This window comes from Spiroplasma apis B31, from assembly GCF_000500935.1.
GTDB classification, from domain to species: Bacteria; Bacillota_I; Bacilli_A; order Mycoplasmatales; family Mycoplasmataceae; genus Spiroplasma_A; species Spiroplasma_A apis.
The window spans coordinates 98734-122876 of the sequence record NC_022998.1; the positions used below are offsets into that span (position 1 = coordinate 98734).

The 24143-nt window shown below is 30.6% G+C and carries 16 protein-coding genes and 1 pseudogene; all 17 read left to right on the forward strand.

What is annotated here, in order from left to right; genetic code table 4:
• Positions 1-2 precede the first annotated feature (2 nt).
• The 17 genes and pseudogenes from SAPIS_RS00435 to SAPIS_RS00520 all read left to right on the forward strand — a co-directional run bounded on the left by SAPIS_RS00435 (position 3) and on the right by SAPIS_RS00520 (position 24120).
• Positions 3-1079 (forward strand): alpha/beta hydrolase, encoded by a 1077-nt coding sequence (locus tag SAPIS_RS00435; RefSeq protein WP_023788871.1) that lies wholly within the window; start codon positions 3-5, stop codon positions 1077-1079.
• A gap of 81 nt (positions 1080-1160) precedes the next feature.
• Complete coding sequence (locus SAPIS_RS00440; RefSeq protein ID WP_023788872.1) at positions 1161-3617, forward strand: PTS fructose transporter subunit IIABC; 2457 nt, start codon at positions 1161-1163, stop codon at positions 3615-3617.
• Between the two features lie 79 nt (positions 3618-3696).
• A complete protein-coding gene (locus tag SAPIS_RS00445) occupies positions 3697-4632 on the forward strand; it encodes an alpha/beta fold hydrolase (RefSeq protein WP_023788873.1) in 936 nt (311 codons plus the stop codon).
• Positions 4633-4683: 51 nt separating this feature from the next.
• On the forward strand, positions 4684-6048 hold the full coding sequence (asnS, locus tag SAPIS_RS00450) for an asparagine--tRNA ligase (protein ID WP_023788874.1): 1365 nt from the start codon (positions 4684-4686) through the stop codon (positions 6046-6048).
• Between the two features lie 411 nt (positions 6049-6459).
• The gene (locus tag SAPIS_RS00455) at positions 6460-7425 is read left to right on the forward strand and encodes a glycosyltransferase (RefSeq protein WP_023788875.1); all 966 of its coding nucleotides are present in this window, start codon (positions 6460-6462) and stop codon (positions 7423-7425) included.
• Positions 7426-7441: 16 nt separating this feature from the next.
• On the forward strand, positions 7442-9298 hold the full coding sequence (locus SAPIS_RS05265) for a serine hydrolase (protein WP_023788876.1): 1857 nt from the start codon (positions 7442-7444) through the stop codon (positions 9296-9298).
• Positions 9299-9379: 81 nt separating this feature from the next.
• A pseudogene (pflB, locus tag SAPIS_RS00465) lies at positions 9380-11719 on the forward strand (formate C-acetyltransferase).
• A gap of 54 nt (positions 11720-11773) precedes the next feature.
• Positions 11774-12523 (forward strand): pyruvate formate-lyase-activating protein, encoded by a 750-nt coding sequence (pflA, locus tag SAPIS_RS00475; protein WP_023788879.1) that lies wholly within the window; start codon positions 11774-11776, stop codon positions 12521-12523.
• An 82-nt stretch (positions 12524-12605) separates the two neighbouring features.
• Positions 12606-14771: an ATP-dependent helicase gene (locus SAPIS_RS00480; protein ID WP_023788880.1), complete on the forward strand. Its 2166-nt coding sequence runs from the start codon at positions 12606-12608 to the stop codon at positions 14769-14771.
• A 61-nt stretch (positions 14772-14832) separates the two neighbouring features.
• Positions 14833-15096: an HPr family phosphocarrier protein gene (locus SAPIS_RS00485; protein WP_023788881.1), complete on the forward strand. Its 264-nt coding sequence runs from the start codon at positions 14833-14835 to the stop codon at positions 15094-15096.
• 117 nt (positions 15097-15213) lie between these two features.
• Positions 15214-15972, forward strand: coding sequence for an ABC transporter ATP-binding protein (locus SAPIS_RS00490; RefSeq protein WP_023788882.1), 759 nt, complete (start codon positions 15214-15216; stop codon positions 15970-15972).
• Positions 15956-17776, forward strand: a complete 1821-nt coding sequence (locus tag SAPIS_RS00495; RefSeq protein WP_023788883.1) for a hypothetical protein — start codon at positions 15956-15958, stop codon at positions 17774-17776. The genes SAPIS_RS00490 and SAPIS_RS00495 overlap by 17 nt, the downstream gene beginning before the upstream one ends.
• 109 nt (positions 17777-17885) lie before the next feature.
• On the forward strand, positions 17886-19604 hold the full coding sequence (gene ptsP / locus SAPIS_RS00500; protein ID WP_023788884.1) for a phosphoenolpyruvate--protein phosphotransferase: 1719 nt from the start codon (positions 17886-17888) through the stop codon (positions 19602-19604).
• A gap of 61 nt (positions 19605-19665) precedes the next feature.
• Positions 19666-20142 (forward strand): PTS sugar transporter subunit IIA, encoded by a 477-nt coding sequence (locus SAPIS_RS00505; RefSeq protein WP_023788885.1) that lies wholly within the window; start codon positions 19666-19668, stop codon positions 20140-20142.
• 127 nt (positions 20143-20269) lie between these two features.
• The gene (locus SAPIS_RS00510; RefSeq protein ID WP_023788886.1) at positions 20270-21274 is read left to right on the forward strand and encodes a CPBP family intramembrane glutamic endopeptidase; all 1005 of its coding nucleotides are present in this window, start codon (positions 20270-20272) and stop codon (positions 21272-21274) included.
• An 8-nt stretch (positions 21275-21282) separates the two neighbouring features.
• Positions 21283-22176 (forward strand): pseudouridine synthase, encoded by an 894-nt coding sequence (locus SAPIS_RS00515; protein WP_023788887.1) that lies wholly within the window; start codon positions 21283-21285, stop codon positions 22174-22176.
• Positions 22177-22212: 36 nt separating this feature from the next.
• A complete protein-coding gene (locus tag SAPIS_RS00520) occupies positions 22213-24120 on the forward strand; it encodes a hypothetical protein (RefSeq protein ID WP_023788888.1) in 1908 nt (635 codons plus the stop codon).
• The last annotated feature ends 23 nt before the right edge of the window (positions 24121-24143 follow it).

The following is a 24143-nucleotide window of genomic DNA, read 5'->3' on the forward strand; positions in this document are numbered from 1 at the left end:
AAATGAGAGCGAAAAAGTTTAAACCAAACTTCATAACAAAAATTCGTAGAGTATTTTATGCACTTTATTTAAGCGCCGAAAAAGCATTTAGAGCATCTAAAAAAGAAAAGAAACAAGTGGAGAAAAAGTTTGCATGGTTGTTAACAACAAACAAAGTATGTGAAAAATATTACAAGAGAGAAGAATTAAAAATACTAGATCTTAATAATTTAAGCTTTATAGACTTCAATTCTCGAGATGGTATTTCTCTTAAAGGTGTTGTTTATGAACCGAATAAGACTTCAAATAAGTGGGTGATTGCATCGCATTGGTTTGCAGGCCACAAACTATGAAGTTTACACCACTCTAAAGTTTTAAGTGAAATGGGATACAATATTTTAGCATATGATTTTAGAGGTCACGCAGACTCAAAAAAAGCAGAAACTTATATGGGCGCTATAGAATTTAATGATTTGATGGGAGCGTTTGATTGGTTAAAATCTAATAAAAAAATTGATAAACTCATACTTCACGGAACAAGTATGGGCGCTTATGTGTCCAATTTTTGTGCAATTAAATATTATCACGAGTTAATTATGCATAATTTAATTGCAGTGATATCAGATTGCACATATGGAAGTGTTTATAATTTATTTTTACATGTAAGAAATGTTTATCTAAAAATAATTCCGAAACGCAAAATTAAAAAACTAATACAGAAAAACCTAACTAAATATGAACGGTTAAATGAGGATATCAACTTAACAGCGGCAGATATTTTTAAATTAATGGATGAGTCAGATAATGATTTAGTGCCAACATTATTTATACATAGTAAAGATGATAAAGTTACACCACCTGCTGATACATATGAGTTGTTGTTAAAAAGAAGTAAAATATGTAACCAAGATGAACATTTAGTATTTAATTATGCTATGCATACCCAAAGTCTTAGAAATCATTTTAAAAAATTTAACTACAAAATAATTGAATTTATATCTAAAATAGAAAACTTGAATGAAGATTACTCATCCCTTATAGACAAGTGGAGATTACTTGAAGAAGAGGAAAAAGACAAAAAGTCAGTCTTGCTTTTTTAATAAAATTTCCACTTTTTTTATAATATTTGAAAAAAGTACCATTTTTTTCGTTTACAATCTTTTTGTGAGGAGATTAAAAAAATGGAAAAAGCTTACGAAAATATTAATGTTTTTTTGGACGTTGAACTTAGCACAAGGAACGACGTTTTAGAGTACATATCAAGCAAAGCTGTAGAACTAAATATTTATAGTAATAAAGATGATCTTTTGTTAGGCTTCCTAAGCAGAGAAAAAGAAGCATCCACGGGCTTTGAGGACGGTTTTGCTATACCGCATTCAAAAGTCAAAGGAATTCAAGAACCAAGTATAATTTGTGTAAGATTAAAAAATGGTGTTGACTGGGAATCACTAGATAAAAAACCAACAAATATCGCAATTGCGTTGATCATTCCCGATAAAGCTAATGAAGACCACATAAATCTTTTGAGCAGTATTGCAATTAAGCTTATGAACAAAAACACCAGAGAGTCTTTAAAAAAAGCGACTACCAACGCAAAATTTATTAGTATTCTTTGTAAAGAGAAAGATAAACCCAAAGAAAGAGTACAAAAATTAGACCCTAAGGGACTTAATATTGTAGCTGTAACGGCATGTATTATAGGTGTTGCTCATACTTATATGGCTGAAGAAAGGTTATTAGATTCACTTACTAAGGCTGGACATAACATAAGAGTGGAAACCCAAGGTAGCAAAGGGGTAGGAACTCCTTTGACAAGCTCTGAAATAGAAAAAGCAGATATAGTAATTCTTGCAGCCGATACAAATGTTGAAAAATCAAGATTCAATGGTAAAAAAGTTTATGAAACACACGTTTCAAGAGCTATTAAAGAACCGCTAAAAGTTCTAAATGATGCTCTTGATAAAGGAAAGGTATTACAAGATTCAGTAAGTTTTGGTGATGCTAGTTCTCAATACCACGAGAAACAAGGTGTTTTAAAACATATTCTTGCTGGTATAAGTTATATGATACCAATTATAATTATGGGTGGTATTTGTCTAGCGGCCTCACTAGGAATAGCGAAAGCAATATGAGGACCAACTGCATCTACAACTGGTCTAAATAACGAGCATCCTTGAAATCCATTGGCTATAATGGAAAAAATTGGGGGTGCAGCCTTTACATTGATGATTCCAATACTAGCTGCTTTTATAGCTAATTCAATTGCAGGAAGGGCAGCCATTGCCCCTGCACTAGTTGGTGGTTTTATTGGAAATGATGCAAAAAACTTTATGCCTTTACCAGGAATGCCTGAAGCTTCCGCACCAATGGGTTTCATTGGAGCAATTATTGCAGGACTACTAGTTGGGTATTTTGTGAGATGAGTTAATACTTGAAATGTTCCAAAGGCTTTACGAGCAGCGATGCCAATTTTCTTTATACCGATCATTGGTGGTGTTGGGATTTCAATACTATTTATATATATAATTGGTGGACCAATTGGATATGTTGTAGGAGAGTTTGGAGAAGCAATTAAAAAAGGATATAAATCAGAATCATTTGGTGTTGGTTTAGGAATGGCATTAGGTATATTATTAGGAGCAATGGCTTCATTTGATATGGGTGGACCAATTAATAAAGTTGCCTTTGTTACATGTGTTGCGTTAATTGATCAACAAGTATACTATCCAATGGGTGCTATGGCCACTGCAATACCAATAGCCCCTCTAGGAATGGGTTTAACCTCAGTTCTATTCAAAAGATTTTTTTCTAAAGATGAACAAGCGATGGGTGCTAGTGCCATAATTATGGGTACAATAGGTATTTCCGAAGGAGCTATACCCTTTGCTATAAGAGACCCTAAAAGAGCTATTCCTTGCAATATTTTAGGTGGAATGGTTGCAGGTGGAATAGCAGGAGCATTTAAAATAGAAGATAGTGCTGGACATGGTGGACCAATTGTCGCATTCCTCGGTGCTATACCTTATGGAGAACAAACTTTAATTTACTTCGTAGCAGTAGCTGCCGGTGTTTTTGTAACAAGCTCTTTATATGGATTATGATTAGTTTCTTCTCTTGGTAAAGTAGGATCTGTAAAGGAAGCAAAAGTTAAAAGAATAGAAGTTTTATTAGAGGAAAGAAAACAAAAAGAGTACGAAGTAACTAGAAAAATAAAAAACCTAAAACAACTTATAAAAAATGCAAATAACGAGGACGAAGTCTCTGCTTTAAAAATTAAAATAGAGGACTTACGATCACAATATCTACCAATAAAAACAGAATTTATAGAAAGAAAAGAAAAAACTAATAAATCCTATCTAGAGGTAAAAAACTCAGAAAAATCATTTGTAGCATCTAATAGAAAAAATATTAAAGATGCTAAAAATAAGATTATTAAAAATAAAAAAGAGGAGCTTGAAAAACTACATAAAGCAAAAGCCGAAAGTTTTAAAACACTGGATAAGTTCGCTAAAAGAGACTTTAACAAAAACTATTTTAAAAATATTGAAGAAGTTAAAAATACGGCTAGTCAAGAGCTTTTAGATAACTTGATTAATGTGCGCAAACCTTTTGTTTCAAAGTTTGTAAAAAATTGCTAATTTAAAAAAAGTATGTAAATACTTTTTTTAATTGTACGTTTAATTAGGAGTTCAATTATAATAAAAATGGTGAGATAATATGGAAACTTGTATTTTAAAAGGTTACGAAAATAAAGATCTACAGTTATATATTTGAAAAGATGTTTCTTCCCCAAAGGGTGTTTTACAATTGGTACACGGAAGTTGTGAGCATTCTCTTCGCTACAATGATTTTGCAAAGTATTTAAATAGTATTGGATGAATTGTAATAGCTAACGATCATAGGGGTCATGGCAAAACAGCAAATGTAGAAGATAATGAGTTGGGTTATTTCTCAGATGATGAAGGTTGAAACATAATCATAGAAGATTTAAAGTATGTTAATAATTATATAAAGAGTAATTATGCAAATTTAGATATCGTAATGTTTGGACATTCTATGGGAAGCTTTATGAGTAGAACATTTATTATAAAATATCCCACTCTGTTGGAGGGAGTAATTTTATCAGGAACCGGTTGACAAAATAATTTTCTTTTAAATATTGCAATCAGGTTGGCTAAACGTAACCAAAAAAAGTATGGTTCTAAAAATATTGATAAAAAAATTTGAAACCTAAGTTATAAAAAATTAAATAAGCGTTACAGTAAATCAAACAGCAACGGTGTAGAATGGTTAAGCTCGGTTGAAGATGTACAATCAAACTTTTTAAATGATCCACTATGTGGTCAAATATTTACATCAAGTGCTTTTAAAGATATGTTTGAAGGAATAAAGTTCATACAAAATACAACAAACATCTCTAAAGTATCTAAAAATCTACCTATTTTGTTGTTGTCAGGTAAGGATGACCCAGTAGGAAACTACACTAAATCTGTCAATAAAACATATAAAGTGTTTATTAACAACTCTTTAAAAGTTGAAATGAAATTGTACGACAAAATGAGACATGAAATATTAAACGAAGTGAACAAAGAACAAGTGTATGAAGATATAAATAATTTTTTAAGTAAAATCAAAAATACTAGTTTAAAATAAAAAATAGAATTATACAAAAAATAATAATAGATAGTCTAAGAGGGAAAAAACATGGATCTAAAATTTATTTATAAAAACCACAAGGAATATGAAGGTAAGGAAGTGTCTTTCATAGCTCGTATTAGAAGTCACAGACAGGGTAAAAATATAAATTTTCTTGTGATGAATGATGGAACTACTATTAATGACATTCAAGTAGTCTACACTAGCGATTTAAAAAACATTAATAGTATCTCTGAAGCAAGAGTTAGTGCAATTCTCGAAGTAAAAGGGATAATCGCTTTAACCCCCGGGAAACAACAGGAGTTCGAAATTAAGGCAACAAATATAGAATTATTAGATCAAGCAGTTGAAAACTATCCTTTACAAAAAAAAGAACACTCACCAGAATTTTTAAGGGAAATTGCGCATCTAAGAGCAAGAACAAAAACTTTTCAATCGATTTTTAGAATAAGGTCAGCTGCCGCATTTGCAATACATAAGTTCTTTAATGAAAACGATTTTATTTACGTGCATACTCCAATAATCACTGAGAATGATGCAGAAGGTGCTGGAGAATCATTTATAGTGACAAACAGAGCAGATGATAAATATGAAGAAGACTTTTTTGCTAAAAAAGCTACATTGACTGTCTCTGGGCAATTGAATGCAGAAGCATATGCACAGGCATTTAAAAAAGTTTATACTTTTGGTCCAACATTTAGAGCAGAAAACTCTAATACTTCAAGACATGCCGCTGAATTTTGAATGATTGAGCCTGAAGTAGCTTTTGCTGACTTAAATGATAATATAGAGTTAATAGAATCAATGGTTAAATATGTAATCAATTATTTGTTTGAGCACAATAAAGAAGAATTATTATTTTGTGAGCAAAACCTTGAAAAAGGTTTAATTGATAAACTGCAGAATGTAAAAGATTCTAACTTTGTAATCAATGATTACAGGGAAGTCATTGAGATACTTAAAGAAGCCGTTAAAAACGGACATGTATTTGAAGACTCAAGAATAGAGTTCGGAATGGACTTGGGTACAGAACACGAAAGATACATTTGTGAAGTTGTAAATAACTGTCCTACTTTCGTAAAAAACTACCCAAAAGAAATCAAGGCTTTTTACATGAAACAAAACGATGATCAAAAAACTGTAGCTGCAGTAGACTTGTTGGTTCCAGGAATTGGTGAATTAGTTGGTGGAAGTCAGAGGGAAGATGATTATGATAAGCTAATCTCTAGGTGCCTTGAAATGGGAATTAAACAAGAAGATTTATGGTGATACAATGACCTAAGAAAGTTTGGTTATTATAAATCAGCAGGATTTGGATTAGGGTTTGAAAGACTTATAATGTATGTAACTGGTGCAACTAATATCAGAGATGTTCTTCCGTTTCCTAGAACTCCAAGAAACTTATTGTTTTAATCAAATTACTTGATACCATATCATTTGAACTTTTATAAGTAAAAATGTAAGTATGGAATTATAAATAAAATTGTCTCGATTAACCACTCGAGACAATTTTGTTCTTAGACTTCAAAATCTTTTTAGTCAAGTATTTATAATATAGAAATTATCAAATATATAAATCTGAAAAAATGTATTTTAGTTGCGATAAAGATGGTATATTTCTCAAATGAGAAAGGTTTATTTTATATATAAAACTAAGCTCTAGTTAATTGAAACTTAATATAGTTTTCTATCCTGTTTACTTTAAAAAATGAGTGTGTGGTAGATTTAAAGGGGGCATTATGTTTTTTTAACCATTGCGAAACTATGATATCAAGTCAAGATTTTTAGTGTAAAATTATTATATAGTGATTCAGGGGGAATAATATGCTTCTTTCATTTGTGGTTGTTACTCAGGAAGGGTTACAAGACTTCGAAAAAACAATAAATAGTATCAATAATCAAAGCTTGCAAGATTATGAAATAATAATAGTGATGGACAGACCATCTCATGACGATAATAATGATTCATTAGTAAAAAAACTTTTCACAGAAAAAGACAATGTCAAAGTAGTTTTCAATAGTTCTATTCAAGGTTCATCACTTTCTTGAAATTTAGCTTTGGATTTAGCTGAAGGAAAGTATATAAAGTTCTTTAAAGAAGGTGATTTTATAGCACCAAACTTTGTAGAAGTTATAAGCGAAAACTTAGAAAAAAATAAAGATAAAGAGTTAGATATTATTGAATATAAAATTCAATTCACAGGTAATGTGGAAAGTGAAATTTTAACATATTTGGACAAAGGAAAAGTATACGAAATTAGTAAAGATTTTGATCCCTATGCGTACACTAATCCCTTACTTTTTAACAAAATTTTTAGAACAAAGTTAATAAAGGACTTTGGGTTTAAATTCAGGAATTTTGTAAGATACGATATGCTGTTCGTATACAAGGTTTTGGGACAAACTGAATATTATTTATTCATTGACTCTGAATCAATTGAAAAATCTAACATCCAACCAATACCTTACTCTGTTTTTGATCAAGTAAATCAGTGAACACACATTTTAAACTATTATAGAAGAATCGGAAAGTATAAACATCTTAAGGATTATTTGAATTACAGCTATTACAAAACTTTAGTTTATATTTGACTATGAGAAATTAAAAAATACGATAATAAGTTATTGATAAAAAAAGCAACAAATTTTGCTATAAGAAAATTTAAAGATAAAAGAGTAGAGTTCACTACTGATAACACCGTTTTTTTAGAAAAAAGAGACGAAAGATTTACTGAAATTTGTGTTAATTTTGATGATTATATAAAAGAGATTTACAAAGTCGTTAAATAACTCAGGGGTGCAAATTATGGGTAAATTACCTAAAACTATCGAAAATTTTAATTCAGACTCTTCACAAAATTGAGTGCCTGCTCATCTAGGAAGAGTCTTTTTTGCACGGTTTTTCGATATCGTGATTAGTTCAGTTCCGATGTTGATAGTTTTCATTTTTTATAGAGTGGTGGATAGTAAAACAGCCTTAATTGCTGTGAGTTCAGGTTTGTTAACTATTTTTCTTTACTTCAACATAGTACCCTTATTTTTCAAAGGAAAAACTTTAGCAAAGTTGATGTTTGGATTAAAAATTATACATTTAGAAAACAAAAAAATAACATTTAAAATATTATTTATTAGGGAGCTTTATTTTTTATATATCCCGTTGCTTTTTCAGTTATTATGTCAAATTGCAGCCGTATCTATTTTTTTACTATTCACAAGTGATGGTGAAGAAAATGCTAACCTAATGGCCTCCACAACAAGCTTTATTTTGCAAAGGATTGGTTATGCGTTCTATGTAGGCTGATTTTTGTATTTACTCATCACCATATATTTACAAGTTGATCATATAGCTGCAATAGATTTAAAATTAAAAATAAGAGTTTTGCACACAATAAAGGTGTACAATGAACCTAACATAAAAAAAGAGACACATATTCATTTGGAGAATAAAAAACCAGGAATTATTAACCTAGAAGAGTTGAATGTTATACAAGGGGCAAATATGTTTAAAAATAGTTGTAATGCAATAGAAACAATGATAGAAGAGAAATACTTTAGTGGTGCTGTTTTTTGTGTGTCAAAAAACAAAGAGCAGGTTTTTTTAAAGTCATTTGGAATAAATGATGTCAAAGAAAACACACCAATGAACGAAAATTTAATTTTTAGAGCTTATTCAATGACTAAACCAGTTACTGTTATCGCGTTTCTAAGATTAGTCGATGCAGGTATAGTTAGTATCGACGATGAAATTTCAAAATTTTTACCGGTATTCAAAAGTCTTAATGTACTCCAAACTAAAACAAGTGATAATGTAGTTCCTCTATCTAATCCAATAACTTTTAAACATTTACTTACAATGACGGCCGGTTTTACATATCATGGTAATAAAAATAAAACACAAATATTGACTTCTGAGTTCCTAAAAAACTATGTTGTTGGTGAAAATGGCAAATATTGGAATTACGATGATTTCTGCACTAATTTAAGTAAAATACCTCTTTTATTTCAACCAGGAACTGACTGAAATTACGGTTTAGAAATTGACGTATTGGCAGCTGCAATTGAAAAAATAACTAATCAATCGTTTAGAGATCATTTGAAAGATACATTATTCAAAGACTTAGGAATGTCAGATAGTGATTTTTATTTATTTGATAAGAGTCGAGAAGCATTTGTTAATGTATGAAATACCGGAGAAGATGGAAACACTTTAAGAAAAAGAAATAACTTCAAATATCTTTCACAAGAAATAGACAAAGTTCCTAATGCCCCTATGGGCGGAGCTGGTTTATTCACAACTGCGACCGATTACAATAAGTTTTTAAATTTTTTACTCGATGGTAAAAACTCTGAAGGTCAGCAATTAATCTCAGAAAAATTATTAAATGAAATGTGTAAAGACCAACTTGGGGCACTTAAAAAAAGTTTTATTTGAACTTTAAATGCGGATTATTCTTATGGTTACGGAGTTAGGGTTAGAATAGACAACAACGAGTCGCCTTTGACAGAGATCGGCGAGTTTGGTTGAGATGGTCTTTTAGGGTCTGCATCATTAGTAGATAAGAAAAATAATATAACAATGAATATAATGTTAAGCTCGTTTCCAGGGCATAATAAAAAAATATCAACAGAGTTTTTCGAAGCATTTTATAAAGATGTTAAGTAAAACTTTTTTTTATTTCCATTAATTTTTAAATAAATGGTATTTTTTCCAAAATATGTGATAATAGATACGAGGAGGATAAATATGAGATACAAAGAATGAGAGGGCTTTAAAAAAGGTCAATGAACGGAAGAGGTTGATGTTAGAGGATTTATTCAAGCTAACTATGAACCGTACATTGGGGATGACACCTTTTTAATGGGTCCAACAGAAGGTACCAAAATACTTTGAGATAAAATCATGGAATTAACTAAGAAAGAAAAAGAAGCTGGTGGGGTTTTGGATGTCGATAATGACGTTCCATCCACTGTAACTTCTCACGGTCCTGGTTATATCGATAAAAGTCTAGAAAAAATTGTGGGTCTTCAAACTGATAAGCCTTTCAAAAGAGCTCTAATGCCATGGGGTGGGATTAGCATGGCAGTCCAAGCCAACGAATCTTACGGTTTTGAAGTAACTGAACGAGTTAAAGAAATTTTTACCAAATATAGAAAAACACATAATCAGGGAGTATTTGATGCATATACTCCAGATATGCGTAAAATTAGAAGAAGTCATATTGTAACAGGTCTACCTGACACTTATGGAAGAGGTAGAGTTATTGGTGACTATAGAAGATTGGCTCTTTACGGAACTGATTTTCTGATACAAGAAAAAATAAGTGATGCAGCTTTAATTGATGGAGAGATGACAGAAGATAAAATTAGATTAAGAGAAGAAATTGCTGAACAAATTAATGCATTAAATGACATTGTAACTATGTCGAAGTCTTACGGTTTTGATGTAACTAAACCTGCCAAAAATGCAAAAGAAGCTTTTCAGTTCACATATTTAGCTTATTTAGCGGCGATTAAACAAAACAACGGGGCAGCCGAATCCTTTGGTAGAGTAGCTACTTTCTTAGATATTTATTTGGAAAGAGATTTAAAAAACAAAAAACTTACCGAAACCGAAGCTCAAGAGCTAGTAGATCATTTAGTAATGAAACTAAGAATTGTAAAATTTACAAGAACACCCGCCTATAATGAAGTTTTCTCAGGAGACCCTGTTTGAGCTACAGAATCAATTGGTGGAATGGGGTTAGATGGTAGAACACTAGTAACCAAAAATTGTTATAGGTTTATTCATACCTTATCTAATATGGGGCCTTCACCAGAGCCTAATTTAACTATATTATGGGCTCAAAACTTACCAAATAATTTCAAGCAGTTTTGTGCTAAATATTCAATCTTGTATTCTTCAATGCAATATGAGAATGATGACATTATGAGAACCACTCACGGAGATGATTATGCAATAGCTTGTTGTGTTAGTCCGATGCAGGTTGGTAAACAGTTGCAATTCTTTGGTGCCAGAACTAATTTAGCGAAAACACTATTATACGCAATTAACGGTGGAGTTGATGAAATATCTAAGGAACAAATTTCACCAAGATTCGAACCAGTAACTACAGGAGATGAAAGTTTAAACTTTGATGAAGTTTGAAACAAGTTTGATAATATGATGTCTTGAGTCGCTGATAAATATGTAAATACTTTAAACGTAATACATTATATGCATGATAAATATTATTATGAAAGTGCCGAAATGTGTTTTTACGACACTAAAATGCACAAATTCTTCGCTACAGGGATTGCAGGTCTGAGCGTAGTAGCAGACTCACTTTCTGCAATTAAGTATGCAAAAGTTTATCCAGTTAGAGATAAAGACGGTATTGTTGTATCCTATAAAACAGAAGGTGATTTCCCTAAATATGGAAATGATGACGATAGAGTAGATACAATTGCCAAAGATATTGTAAAAATATTTATGAATAAAGTAAGAAGTCACCAAACATATAAAGGTTCTGAACCTACAATGTCAGTGCTAACAATTACATCAAATGTTGTTTATGGAAAATCAACAGGTGATACTCCTTGTGGAAGAAAGTTCCCAGAAGCTTTTGCCCCAGGAGCTAACCCTATGCACGGAAGAGACTGCACTGGTGCAGTAGCTTCATTAAAATCAGTGTCTAAAATTCCATTCAAACATGCATCAGATGGAATTTCTAATACATTTTCTGTAATACCTAACGCCTTAGGTAAAGACGAAGATTTAGTTATAGCAGGAGATTTCAAAGTATCTGGAGAAATACCAGAAGAAGCAAAAATAAAATAAATCGTATTAAGACGTAAAGGAGATAAATATATGTCAAAACAACAACAAGAAAACTTAGTCAACATGCTTGACGGTTATATGAAAAACGGAGGATTCCATCTAAATGTAAACGTTTTAGATCGTCATATCCTAAAGGATGCTCAAATGAATCCTGACAAGTATCCACAATTAACTATTAGAGTATCTGGTTATGCAGTTAACTTTGTTAAACTAACCAAACAGCAACAAGATGAAGTTATATCAAGAACTTTTCACCAGTCAATGTAATATAAATTTATAAAAAAGGACTAAGATTAGTCCTTTTTAAATGGAAGGTGTAATATGGTTGGTTATTATAATAGTATAGAGACTTTTGGTGCTGTTGATGGTCCTGGTATAAGACTTGTTATATTCCTGCAAGGCTGTTTACTTCGTTGTAAATATTGTCACAACCCTGAGACTCTTGAGTTTAGCAAAGAAAAAACTATTACCGTTGATGAAGTCCTAGAACTTTTTGAAAAAAATAGATCATTTTATGAAAAAGGAGGAATAACTTTGTCTGGTGGTGAAGCAACAACTCAGATGCAATTTTGTATTGAACTTTTTAAACAGGCTAAGTCTAGAAATATTCACACTTGCTTAGATACTTGTTTTGGTACTTTTCAAAGCATACCGAAAGTTGAGGCGCAATGATTGCAGCTTTTGAAGTATACGGATTTAACTTTAGCGGACTTAAAGCACATAGACAATGATAAACACATAAATTTGACTTCAAGACCAAACATTAATATTCTGGAAGCTATCAATTTTTTGGACAAAAACGGGGCAAAAATGTGAGTCAGACACGTACTAGTTCCTGGGTGGACAGACGACAAAGACGATTTATTTAAGTTAGGACAATTTGTTGGCAGATTAAAAAACATGGAAAGACTTGAGATGCTACCTTATCATAACCTGATGATTCCAAAATATGAAAACCTTAAAATGAAGTTTCATTTAAAAGATGTCATTCCACCAAGCAAAGAATATGTAAAAGAATGTCGTGACATAATAAAATTAGGAATGTTGGATACAAAGAAAAGCAATAGTTAAGAAAGACTTCGGTCTTTTTTTTGATTTTTTGATTTTTTCTATAAATAATTGTTATTATAAAAAAGTTACAAGGAGTGAGTATATGAAAAATTTATTAAACATATTAAATGATCAACAGTTAGATAGTGTTATTACAACAGACGTACCTGTAAGAATTATAGCGGGTCCAGGTAGTGGTAAAACGAGAGTAGTAACAACTAAAATTGCATATCTAGTTAAACAAGAGAATATAGCTCCTTACAAGATTTTGGCAGTGACTTTTACTAACAAAGCGGCAAACGAGATGAAAGAAAGAGTAGAAAAAATGATAGGTCCAGGCTCAGACAAGCCTTTCATAAGTACGTTTCACTCATTTTGTGTAAGAGTCCTTAGAGAAGATTTTGAACACTGTAACTTAAAAAAAGATTTCGTGATTATAGACACTTCTGACCAAGCAAAAATATTTAGAAACATTATCAAAGAACTAAATATTGATATCGATGATAAAAGTTTTACAAGAAAGTGTGCATCAAAAATTAGCGGTTGAAAAAACCATTTTATAGATTGAAAAGAGGCAAGAGAATCTTTATATACTCATCAAGAAAAACATTTTGCTACTATTTACCGAGAATACTTAAAGTACCTTGAAAATAAAAACTTGCTTGATTTTGATGATCTTATTTTGAAAGTCCACACTCTTTTTAGAACAAATACTGAAATTCGTACAAAATGAAAAAACCGCTTTGATTATATACTTGTCGATGAGTTTCAAGACACCAATGATATACAATTTAACTTAATTCAATGACTACTTGGTGATAGAAACTGTTTAACAGTTGTTGGTGACCCTGATCAAACAATTTATTCTTGAAGGGGTGCTAAGTTAAGGATTATTATGAACTTTGAACAAGTTTACCCAAAAGCACGAACAATTTTATTGACGCAAAATTATAGATCAACAAAACCCATTGTCGATTTAGCAAACAATTTTATTATAAAAAACAAAAATCGTGAAGACAAAGAAATCTACACATTAAAAACCGAGGGTAGTAGAGTATCCATCAAAGAAGCGTCTTCCACAAATTTTGAAGCTAAGTTTGTTGCTAAGAAAATTCAAGAACTTGTTAAAAGCAAGCAATACGAATATAAAGATATTTATGTGATTTTCAGAATAAATGCTTGGTCACAAGAAATTGAAAAAGAATTTGCCAATGCTAAAATACCTTTCAGTTTAGTTGGTGGTTATCAATTTAGGGAACGTAAAGTTATAAAAGATGCAACAGCGTTATTAAAAGCGATCTCAATCAAAGATGATTTATCATTTGAAAGAATATTTGATTTCACTCCAAAAGTGGGTTCGGTTACATCTGGAAAACTTTTTGCTGCGGCAAAGGAAATGAATTTGAACATGTTCGACTTTTTAACTCAACACGAGAATAAAGTAAAAGAAATAACAAAGAACTTAGACTCTTTGATAATAACTCTAAAAACAGGAAATGAGATGTTTATGGAGAACACTAAACTAGCCACTCTTGCGAAGTCAATGATAAAACTGAGTGGCTATGAAGAAAAAATAAATTCTCAATCAAAAGAAGATTTAGAAAGCCTCCAAAACTTACGAGCCTATTATGATCAGTTCCAAAAGTTTGATGAAGAGTATGATTTAGAAAAACCAGAAATTAATAGATTAATTAAATTCTTACAAGAAGAGTCGTTATCTAGCTCATCGGAGACTCCTGAAGTTCCAAATAAAGTTACTCTTCTTACTATACATGCAGCTAAAGGATTGGAAAATAAGGTTGTTTTCATCGTCGGATTAAATAAAGATATTTTCCCTTCAAAACGAGCATTTACAAGTATGGAGAATCTCGAAGAAGAGAGACGAGCCTTTTATGTGGCAATAACAAGAGCGCAAGAAATGCTCTTTATTAGCTATGTATCAGGTGGCTTTTCATATTTAGTGGGTGGTGAACTTGGAGAATCTAGGTTTATTAGAGAATTGGATCCAAGTTTATATGACTTTGAAAAAAATATTTACTTTCATTCTCCAACTGAGATGACAAGCCAAATGTATCCTACTGGTTTGGTTCATAAAGAACCAACCAAAATAGAGTCAGGTGTATTTAAAGGTGATAAAGTTGATCACATAATGTTTGGTGAAGGAATTGTCACTTCTATTACAGATAAATATCTTGTAATTGCATTTTCGAATCCATCATATGGAACCAAATCTATTCCGATAGTATCTAAATCTTGAAGCAAAAAGTAACACTTTCTTATCACAAGTATTTACTTTTCTATATAATATATTTGTTAGGAGGATATAAAAAATGACTTCATTTACAGCTAAAGTTATTGATCCAGTAGGATTACATGCAAGACCAGCTTCTGTTTTAACTAAGGAAGCTTCTAAATTTGCTTCTGAAATTAAAATAAAATCAGGAGACAAAGAGGGAAACCTTAAATCTATTATGAACGTTATGGCGCTTGCTGTTAAATCTGGTGCAGATGTTACAATCGAAGCAACTGGTGATGACGAAAAAGAAGCAATTGCAGCTATTGAACAAGCTATGAAAGATAATTCAATTATCTAAAATTAAAATGAGTAGTAACTCATTTTTTTTATTCTTAGCTATATATAAATATTTTAATTTTAAAAACTTTTTACTAGACCAATAATGATATAATTCTTTCAAGATTGGAGTAAAAATATGATTGAAATTAAAAACCTTACTAGAACTTTTAAAAACGGGACAGGTATAAAAAATGTTTCTTTTAATATAAATCAAGGTGATATTGTTGCATTTATTGGCGATAACGGAGCAGGTAAAACCACAACAATTAAAGCACTTTTTGGAGAGGTAAGACTTAAAGAAGGGAATGTTTTGCTTAATGGTGAAAATCTTCACGAGAATAACAACTTAAAAAATGTGGCTTTTTTCCCTGACACAAACAATATACCTTTAGATATGAAACTTAATGAGTACATTCACTATTTGTGTGCCGCAAATGGTATGGAAAAAAAAGACTTTATGCCTAACATTGAGCCAATTTACAATATGTTGGGTTTAGATAAGCACAAGGGTAAAAAACTAAAAGAGCTTTCGGCAGGTTGAAAGAAAAAAGCTATAATGGCAAGCGTTCTTATTAGAGGTCCGAAATATATAATTCTTGATGAGCCAACAGCAAATTTAGATGTTGAATCAAAACTTGAGTTTATATCTATATTGAAAGAATTAAACACCTATGGTGTAACAATAATGATAACTAGCCACATAATAGAGGAATTACAAGAAATTGCAAATCACTTAGTTCTAATTAAAAATGGCGAAATTGTTTTCGATAAAATTATTGATAATCAAAAAGAGAGAATTATAGATATTTATAAAAAATTTGTAGATCCCAAAAAAATAGATCTAAGTAATCTAAATAATGTTTATAAAGGAGGACAAAATGGAAAAGCAATCTAACAAATTTGGTAACAAATTTAAAACAACAAAGATCCTCCTAGGGATTAACTTAAAACAAATATTAAGATATAAACCAACAATTATTATTGGTTCAATTGTATTAGTCTTGAATATATTACTATTATTAATTGGAGCTCACACAGGAAAAACTTTCGAGTCTGTTTTAACAAATTCATTAGTAACCAAGTCAATTTATTACATTATCGTATTATTCACTTTTGGTCTTTTTATGTCATTAGTCTCTTTGTTTTTTTATAAAAAACATATAAATGAAGGAATATTGAACATTGAATTAAGGGCAGGTATTAATATTTGAAATTCTTTTTTTCTAAGATATGTATTATCAATGATAGTTATATTAATGTATGTAACTATATATGTGTTAATCTCATTACCAATTATATATACTGGAAAATTAGATAGCGACTTAGTATCTAAAATTCAAGTACCACAAATATTATTTCTTTACTTCTTTGCGATAGTTGTATACCCATTTATAACTATAATCACTTCTTTATTTACTTCAGCTATAGGTACTCTATTGAATATTGTTGTTGTCCTTGCAATTTGTTTCACACCGATGGCAATTGGGCTTTCAACAAAACTAAGTAGTACAGGTAGTTTTGAAAAATACGAGAAAACTAAAAAACTTTCTTTAATTAATAAAAGATATGAACTAGGAAGCGACTTTTATCAAAAATTTAAAACTCATTCTATCATGAAAGATGTGTTTACTGATTCAAAACCTTACGGTGAATTAGGTAACTTATTCAATCAGTTTTCTAAGGATGACGGAAGGATTTCTAATAATTTATTAGCAAGAGCCTTATTTATGGGGCAATCAAGTATAGAATCTTATACAACTAAAGATAATGTACTTAAAAATTGAAAAATTTATGATAATGTTTTAAAACCAGTTTATGAGGTTACAAAAGACTATAAATCAGACACCACAATTAAAAACTTAGACAGTAATTATTTATTTGGTTCATTTACAAATCAAACAAGTAGATCACAACTTAACTTGAAAGCTTATTCAAATTTCCTAAAAGGAAATGAAAAAACAAAAAATCTATCTGAATTATTTGATTATGCAACATCTGTTTACGATAAATATTGATATGGATTAGCAAATGAATCATACATTTCAAATTACTCAATAAGTTTTAAAGGCAATTCTTTATTACCAAGAGTTGTTGGAACAACCAACTTGATATTGGGTGAAACAGAGGATTCTTCAAGACCTTCAGAAGAAGATAAACATGATTTAGAATACAACAAAGGATTATTTAACTTTTATAATGAACACCCAGAATTAATGGTTATGAACTTTTTAGTTACACAATTATATAATGTTGCAACTAATTTTGATAACTTTAATTTCGTAGATGTATTCAAAACTTATCAAGAGGACTTAACTTTCGAAGATGCCTTAGAAAAATATAATAGTGTTTATAATAAAGCTAACCAATTCAATAACATCAACTTTTTAGGCAACTTCTCTTGAATATATAGAGGATATTCTAACGACCCCTTTTATATGGATTATTTTTATTCAGATCTTAGCACAACAATTATCACTCCTTATGAAGGGATCAAATATATAACACCAGCTGATATTCAATATGCTAAAGAAAAATCAGCAAGCAATCAGCTTTCAAAAAATTTCGAGCCTATATTTGAATCTAAATTAAAAGCAAAAGGTGGAATAAATTATTGATTATCTGTTTCATGTTGAATCGTAGCAACAGGAATATTCATATTATTCTCTGCTTTAATATTTAAAAGAAAATCTAAAATCTAAAACAAATAACCCTAACTTGGGTTATTTTTTTAATAAAAAAAACTAAAAATATAGGGGTAATAATTTTGTATAATAAGTATGTTTAATAAATTAGGAGGAATACGTAATAATGTCAACAAAATTAAATGGTATTGGTGCCAGCAACGGTATAGCTTTGGCTAAGGTTTATTTATTGGATGAACAACCAATCATAATACCTCAAAATAATATTACTAACACAGAAGAAGAATTAAATAATGTCAATCTAGCAATCATAAATGCAAAAAAAGATTTAGAAAATCTTCAAGTTATTGCAAAAGAGAAGTTAGGTGAAGAAAAGGCTGCTATATTCGAAGCACATGCGTCAATTTTAGAAGACCCTGCTATGGCTGAAGAGTTCACAGAATTAATAAAATCTAAAAATTATAACGGAGCAAAAGCAATCAGTGAAGTGGCAAACAAGTTTATTGAGATGTTTAATGCAATGGAAGATGAATATTTTAAAGAAAGAGCAGCAGACATTAAGGATGTTACAGATAGATTGATAAGATACGTTCTAAAATTGCCTGTAGTTGATCTTGCTACCATTTCAGAAGAAGTTGTAATTGTAGCAGAAGATTTAACACCTAGCCAAACAGCACAATTAAATCCAAAATATGTAAAAGGATTTGCATGTAATATTGGTGGTAGAACAAGCCACGCAGCAATAATGGCAAGAAGTTTGGAAATACCAGCGGTTCTTGGTCTGAAAACAATATTGGAAGAAGCTAAAAACGGTGATATCCTTGCGATTGACGGTAACTCAGGAGAAGTAGAAATAAACCCAGTAAGTAAAGAAGAATGAATCAAGAAAGCTGAAAACTTCTTGAAGGAAAAAGCTGAGCTAGAACAATTTAAAACAAAAAAAACATTAACAAAAGACGGGTATGATAAATTTGTTTTAGAAGGTAACATTGGTAGTCCCAAAGATGTTAGTGCTGTCCTAGAAAATGGTGGAGAAGGAATAGGTTTATTTAGATCTGAATTTTTGTATATGGATAACGATCACTTCCCTACAGAAGAAGAACAATTTGAGGCATACAAAAAAGTTGTCTCAGATATGAATGGTAAAATAACTATTATACGTACACTAGATATTGGTGGCGATAAAAAATTATCTTACTTCGAATTCCCTCATGAAATGAACCCATTTTTAGGATACAGAGCAATAAGATTTACACTTGATAGAAAAGATATTTTCAGAGACCAAATTAGAGCATTACTTAGAGCAAGTGCTTTCGGTCCTGTTGGAATTATGTTCCCTATGATAGCAACAGTTGATGAGTTCTTAGCGGCTAAAAACTTTACTTTAGAATGTAAAAAACAACTTGAGAGTGAAGGTGTAAGTGTCGGAAAAGACCTACAAATTGGTATGATGGTTGAAATACCAGCAGCAGCAATTCATGCTGAACAATTTGCTAAATACTCTGACTTTTTCAGTGTTGGAACAAATGATCTTATTCAATATTCAATGGCTGCAGATAGAATGAGTGAGCATGTAACCTACTTATATCAACCTTTTAACCCTTGTATTTTAAAGTTGTTGAAACTTACAATAGACGGAGCACATAAACACGGGAAATGAGCTGGAATGTGTGGAGAAATGGCTGGAGAACCAGACGCTATACCACTATTGATGGGTCTTGGGCTTGATGCTTATTCTATGTCTGCAACTAGTATTTTGAAAGCAAGAAGCATAATGTCAAAACTAACTACTCAAGAAACAAAAGATTTGGCTTCAAAAGCATTAGAGTGTGATACTTCGGAACAAGTATTAGAACTAGTGAAAAATTTGATGAAAAATAAATAAACTATTAAACTAATGTAATGTATTACGATATCATATTAATGAAAGAGGAGAGTGCTTAAATATGGGTTTATTTACAAAAAATAAAAGTATTGAAATTTTTTCACCAGTTGATGGTGAAATAATAGACTTAGCAAAAGTAGAAGACGAGGTCTTTGCAGAAGGAATGATGGGTGATGGTTTAGCCTTCGTACCATCTAATGGTGATTTTGTTGCACCAATGGCTGGAAAGTTAGTAACTGTTTTCCCAACTGGACATGCTTATGGAATAGAAAGTAAAAATGGAGTAGAAATTCTTTTACACATAGGTTTAGATACAGTTACTCTAGAAGGTGAAGGTTTTGATGTAAAAGTTAAACAAGGTCAAACAGTATCTGCAGGTGACCAGTTAGTTGTTGTTGACTTAGAAGAAGTGGCTAAAAAAGTTCCTTCTATACAATCACCTTTAATATTTACTATTGACTCTATGGAAGGCAAAAAGTTAGAAATAGTAAAAAAAGGAAAAGTAGCAAAAGGCGACTTGGTTGCAATCGTAAAATAAATTAATAAAATCTCAAAAATAATTTTGGTGAACTTTAACCACAATTATAAAAAGAGATTTTTTTTATTTTTTTATTTCTTGCAGAGTTCTCGTTATAATTTAGATAGTGACAAAAAGGTGGCTTATTGTGAGTAATGTGAAAATTCATCCAAAAAATAAAAAAAACAAACAACTTGATTTTAAAAGTTGACAAGATAAACATTTTTCTACTAACCATAATTTTAAGTTTGATATATTAAACTGAAAAACTGACGGTATGATTTTTGCAAGTTCTGCATTATTTGTACCTTTATTGTTATCGATAATTTTCACAATTTTTTTCAATTTACAAAGTTCGGTAAATGTACAAGCAACACTCCAAATACTAACTCTTATATCTGTTGGTGTTGGTTTTATATTCAATTATATGCGAAACGGTTCGGGCTTTTGAAAAAATGGTTATGGATGATTTTACATTTATACATTCTTACAACCTGTATTAGCTCTTCTATTAAGTATCTTTTTATTGAGTATACCGAACTCAGACGATATAAAAAGTTTTTTAACCATAGGATTATATATTGTGTCAACCACCATCCTTGTTATCTTGGTCATGACTAAGGACCGTACTATATTTAAAAGAATTAAAGAAACTTTAAAGACTCAAAAAGTAAAGTTATTACTTGTTACATTTGTTGGTATAGTGCTTATTTTGGCTATCTGTCAAGGTATATTTGTATATTTGTATAACTGAATATTTAATATAAAAGGCGAATCTAATAATCAAGAAAGTTTAATAGGACCGTTAAAAAATAAAAACACACCAACCATAACAAAAGTTATTTACTTGTCTATTTTATTTATATATGTTGTTTTATTAGCACCTATATGTGAAGAAATAGTAACTCGTAATTGCTGATTCTTGAATGTTTCTAATAAGTGGTTCGCATACATTACAAGCTCAATTTACTTTGGTTTTCTACACTTTGGTTTTACAGGTGATTATATTCATTCACTGAGCTACATATCAAGTGGTTTTATTTTGGGTGGTGCTTTTATTTTAACCAAAGGGAATGTAACTTACTCATGAATGTTACACCTAACTAACAATTTAATATCGTTCATACTAATATTAGTATCAATATTCATATAGGAGAAATAATGACAATTTTAAACGTAAATCAAAATGATGAGAATCAAACAATTTTTAACTTCATTAAAAAGAATTTTAAAACAACTAAACTATCTATAATTTATAAATGATTTAGAACTAACAAAATCAAATTAAACAATAAGAAAGTAAAAGATCAAAAACTTAAATTAAAAGCCGGGGATGAGATTAAGGTATACGACTCATCACAAAGTGTTTTGAGAGATGAATTCGTAATGTGTGATTTCTCTAGTTTAGATATTATTTTTGAAGATGAAAACATTCTTATTATTGATAAAAACCACAATGTAGAAATGCACTCGCAAATAAATCCTTGTCTAGATAACATGGTTAAGACATACTTAATAAGAACAAAACAATATAGTCCAGAAGAAGAAAATAGTTTTGTTGTTAGTCATGTTCATAGGTTAGATAAGCTGACAGCAGGTCTGGTAATTTATGCAAAAAATAAAAAGACTTTAGATGTTATGCTTCTCGCAATACAAAATAAATTGCAAATACAAAAATACTACCAGGCAACTTTGGAAAATGATAGTCTTCCCGAGGGCCTTGTTGAGGGATTTATATTATATGATAGTGAAAAGCAAAAATCTGTTTATTCCGAAATAGAAAAACCCGGTTATAAGAGTTGCCAACAAATTAATAAATTAGTTGATAAACTTAAGTATACTTATGAGATTCAACTCTTATCAGGCAGAAAACATCAGATAAGAGCAATATGTAGCTTTTTTAAAGCACCAATAGTTGGTGACTTTAGATATGGTGCTGAAAGAACGGGTGTTAAAGCAATTGGCTTAGTTGCAAGCAAGTTACGTTTCGAGAACTTTGAAAATGATTTAGCATACTTAAACGGAAAGGAATTCCTATCTAAAAAAAGAGTTTAAATGATAAAATATTATTTATATAAGGAGGAGGACTAAATGGTATCTACAAAACAGGGTATTTTCAGTATTATTATTGGTACTACTATATCGCTTTTTAATGCCATAATTCAATTTTTAACTATTTATTGGGTTTTGGAAAAGTTTGGATCACAATTTAACGGGTTTATCAGGTTGGTTAGTTCCTTTTCGGCATTGATTGCAACTGCCGAAGGTTCTCTTGGTTTAGCAACAACGATTTTATTGGTTAAACCCATTGTTCAAAATGATTGAATAACCGCTAACGAAATTTATTCTACCTCAAAAAAAGCTTATAAAAAATCTGCTTTAACTAGTATAATTCTTGTCTTGTTACTAGCATTTATTTATCCTCTATATGTTGGTGTTTCTGCAAATGGTAGCATATTTGATACTTCTAGTTGAAAGCAAATTGGGTTGAATATCACTCAAAACGGCGAGACTACACTTTTAGGTTATTGAGCGCTACTGATTATTACCCTTATATTTGGTTTCAAAAACTTTGTAGGTTCTTATTGATTTAATGTCTACGAAAACTTAATCGCAGCAGATAATAAAAACTCAATTAGACGCTTAGTAATATTATTCACAGATATTGCAGTATATTGGATACTATTCTATTTGCTTAGTTTAAAAAATGTGAATGCCATAATTCCATTTATATCCATATTACTTTATTCGCCAATTAAAGGTGCAATGATTTATTTATATGCAAAAAAGAAATACCTTTGATTGAAATATTACAAGGATTTTAATAGTTTCAAACTAAATACTACCAAGCGAAAAATTGTAGTTTCTTCAATTGGTACATCATTATTATTAAATACTGACGTTATAATAGCATCACTTGTTCTTGGTCTTGGAGTATCTTCTACTCTTTCGCTATATCTTGTAATTGCGGTTAACACGCGTCTAATTATGACAAATTTTATTACATCATTTAGAGAGTTCTTTGTAGTTCTAGTTGCCAAACGGGGTAGAATTCAGTGAGAAAGCTACGCAAAATATGAGCTTTATATTTATTTAGTGGCTGGGTTTACTTTTATAAATATGTCAATATTATCACCTTATTTTGCAAGTGCATTGTATGGTGATATTGCTCAAAAGTCTCTGGAAACATTGAGCGGTGAAGATGAAGCATTGAGATTCATGTTTTATAATCCGTACTTTTCTATACTATACGCTAGTTCAACAGCTTTAATAATTTTGTGCGAAGCACAAATAACCCTTATTCATGCAAAGGGTAGGTATGGGGAAGTATCGAAGTTTCAAAACTATTTAGGTTCTATTTATATAGTGTTAAGTTTCGCAATAAGCTATATATGTAAGATAACCAATGCAGGTGGGGAAAACTTCGCATTGGTGTCAGGTATCATTGCCCTTTACACAATTAAAATGATCTTTTTAGTAGCTAGATATGCTTATTTATGGTTTTATGTTTGAAAATACGCAACTTACAATTCAACTAAAAAACACGTTTTGAATAATTTTTTAATACTTATAGTACCGGCTATAACTATGAGTTTGATAAATTGATTCGTGATAAAAAATAAGTTTGATGTAGAATCATCAGCAAGAGGTAATGCACCTATTCAACCTTTAATCGGATTATTCTTTGGAGTTATTTTTGTTTCTGGTGTTGTGCTAGTATTGTTCGCTTATTTATTTTCTCCAAAAATGATGAACGGGATCATGATTAATATGCCATTGATTAACAAAATAGTAACAAAAAAACTCGCTGAGGAACGTCAAAAGCGATTTGAAGAGAATGGTATAGATGTAAATGATATTGTCGACAATACAGAACAACTATCACAAGCTCTTTATGGAATTAAAGACGACAGTGCAGCTGCCCATATTTCTTTAGAAACATTAGATATAAATGTCAGCTCAAATAACGAAAAAATTTATATTATAAAAGGGAAATAACACTCCTTTTTTTATTTTTTTCT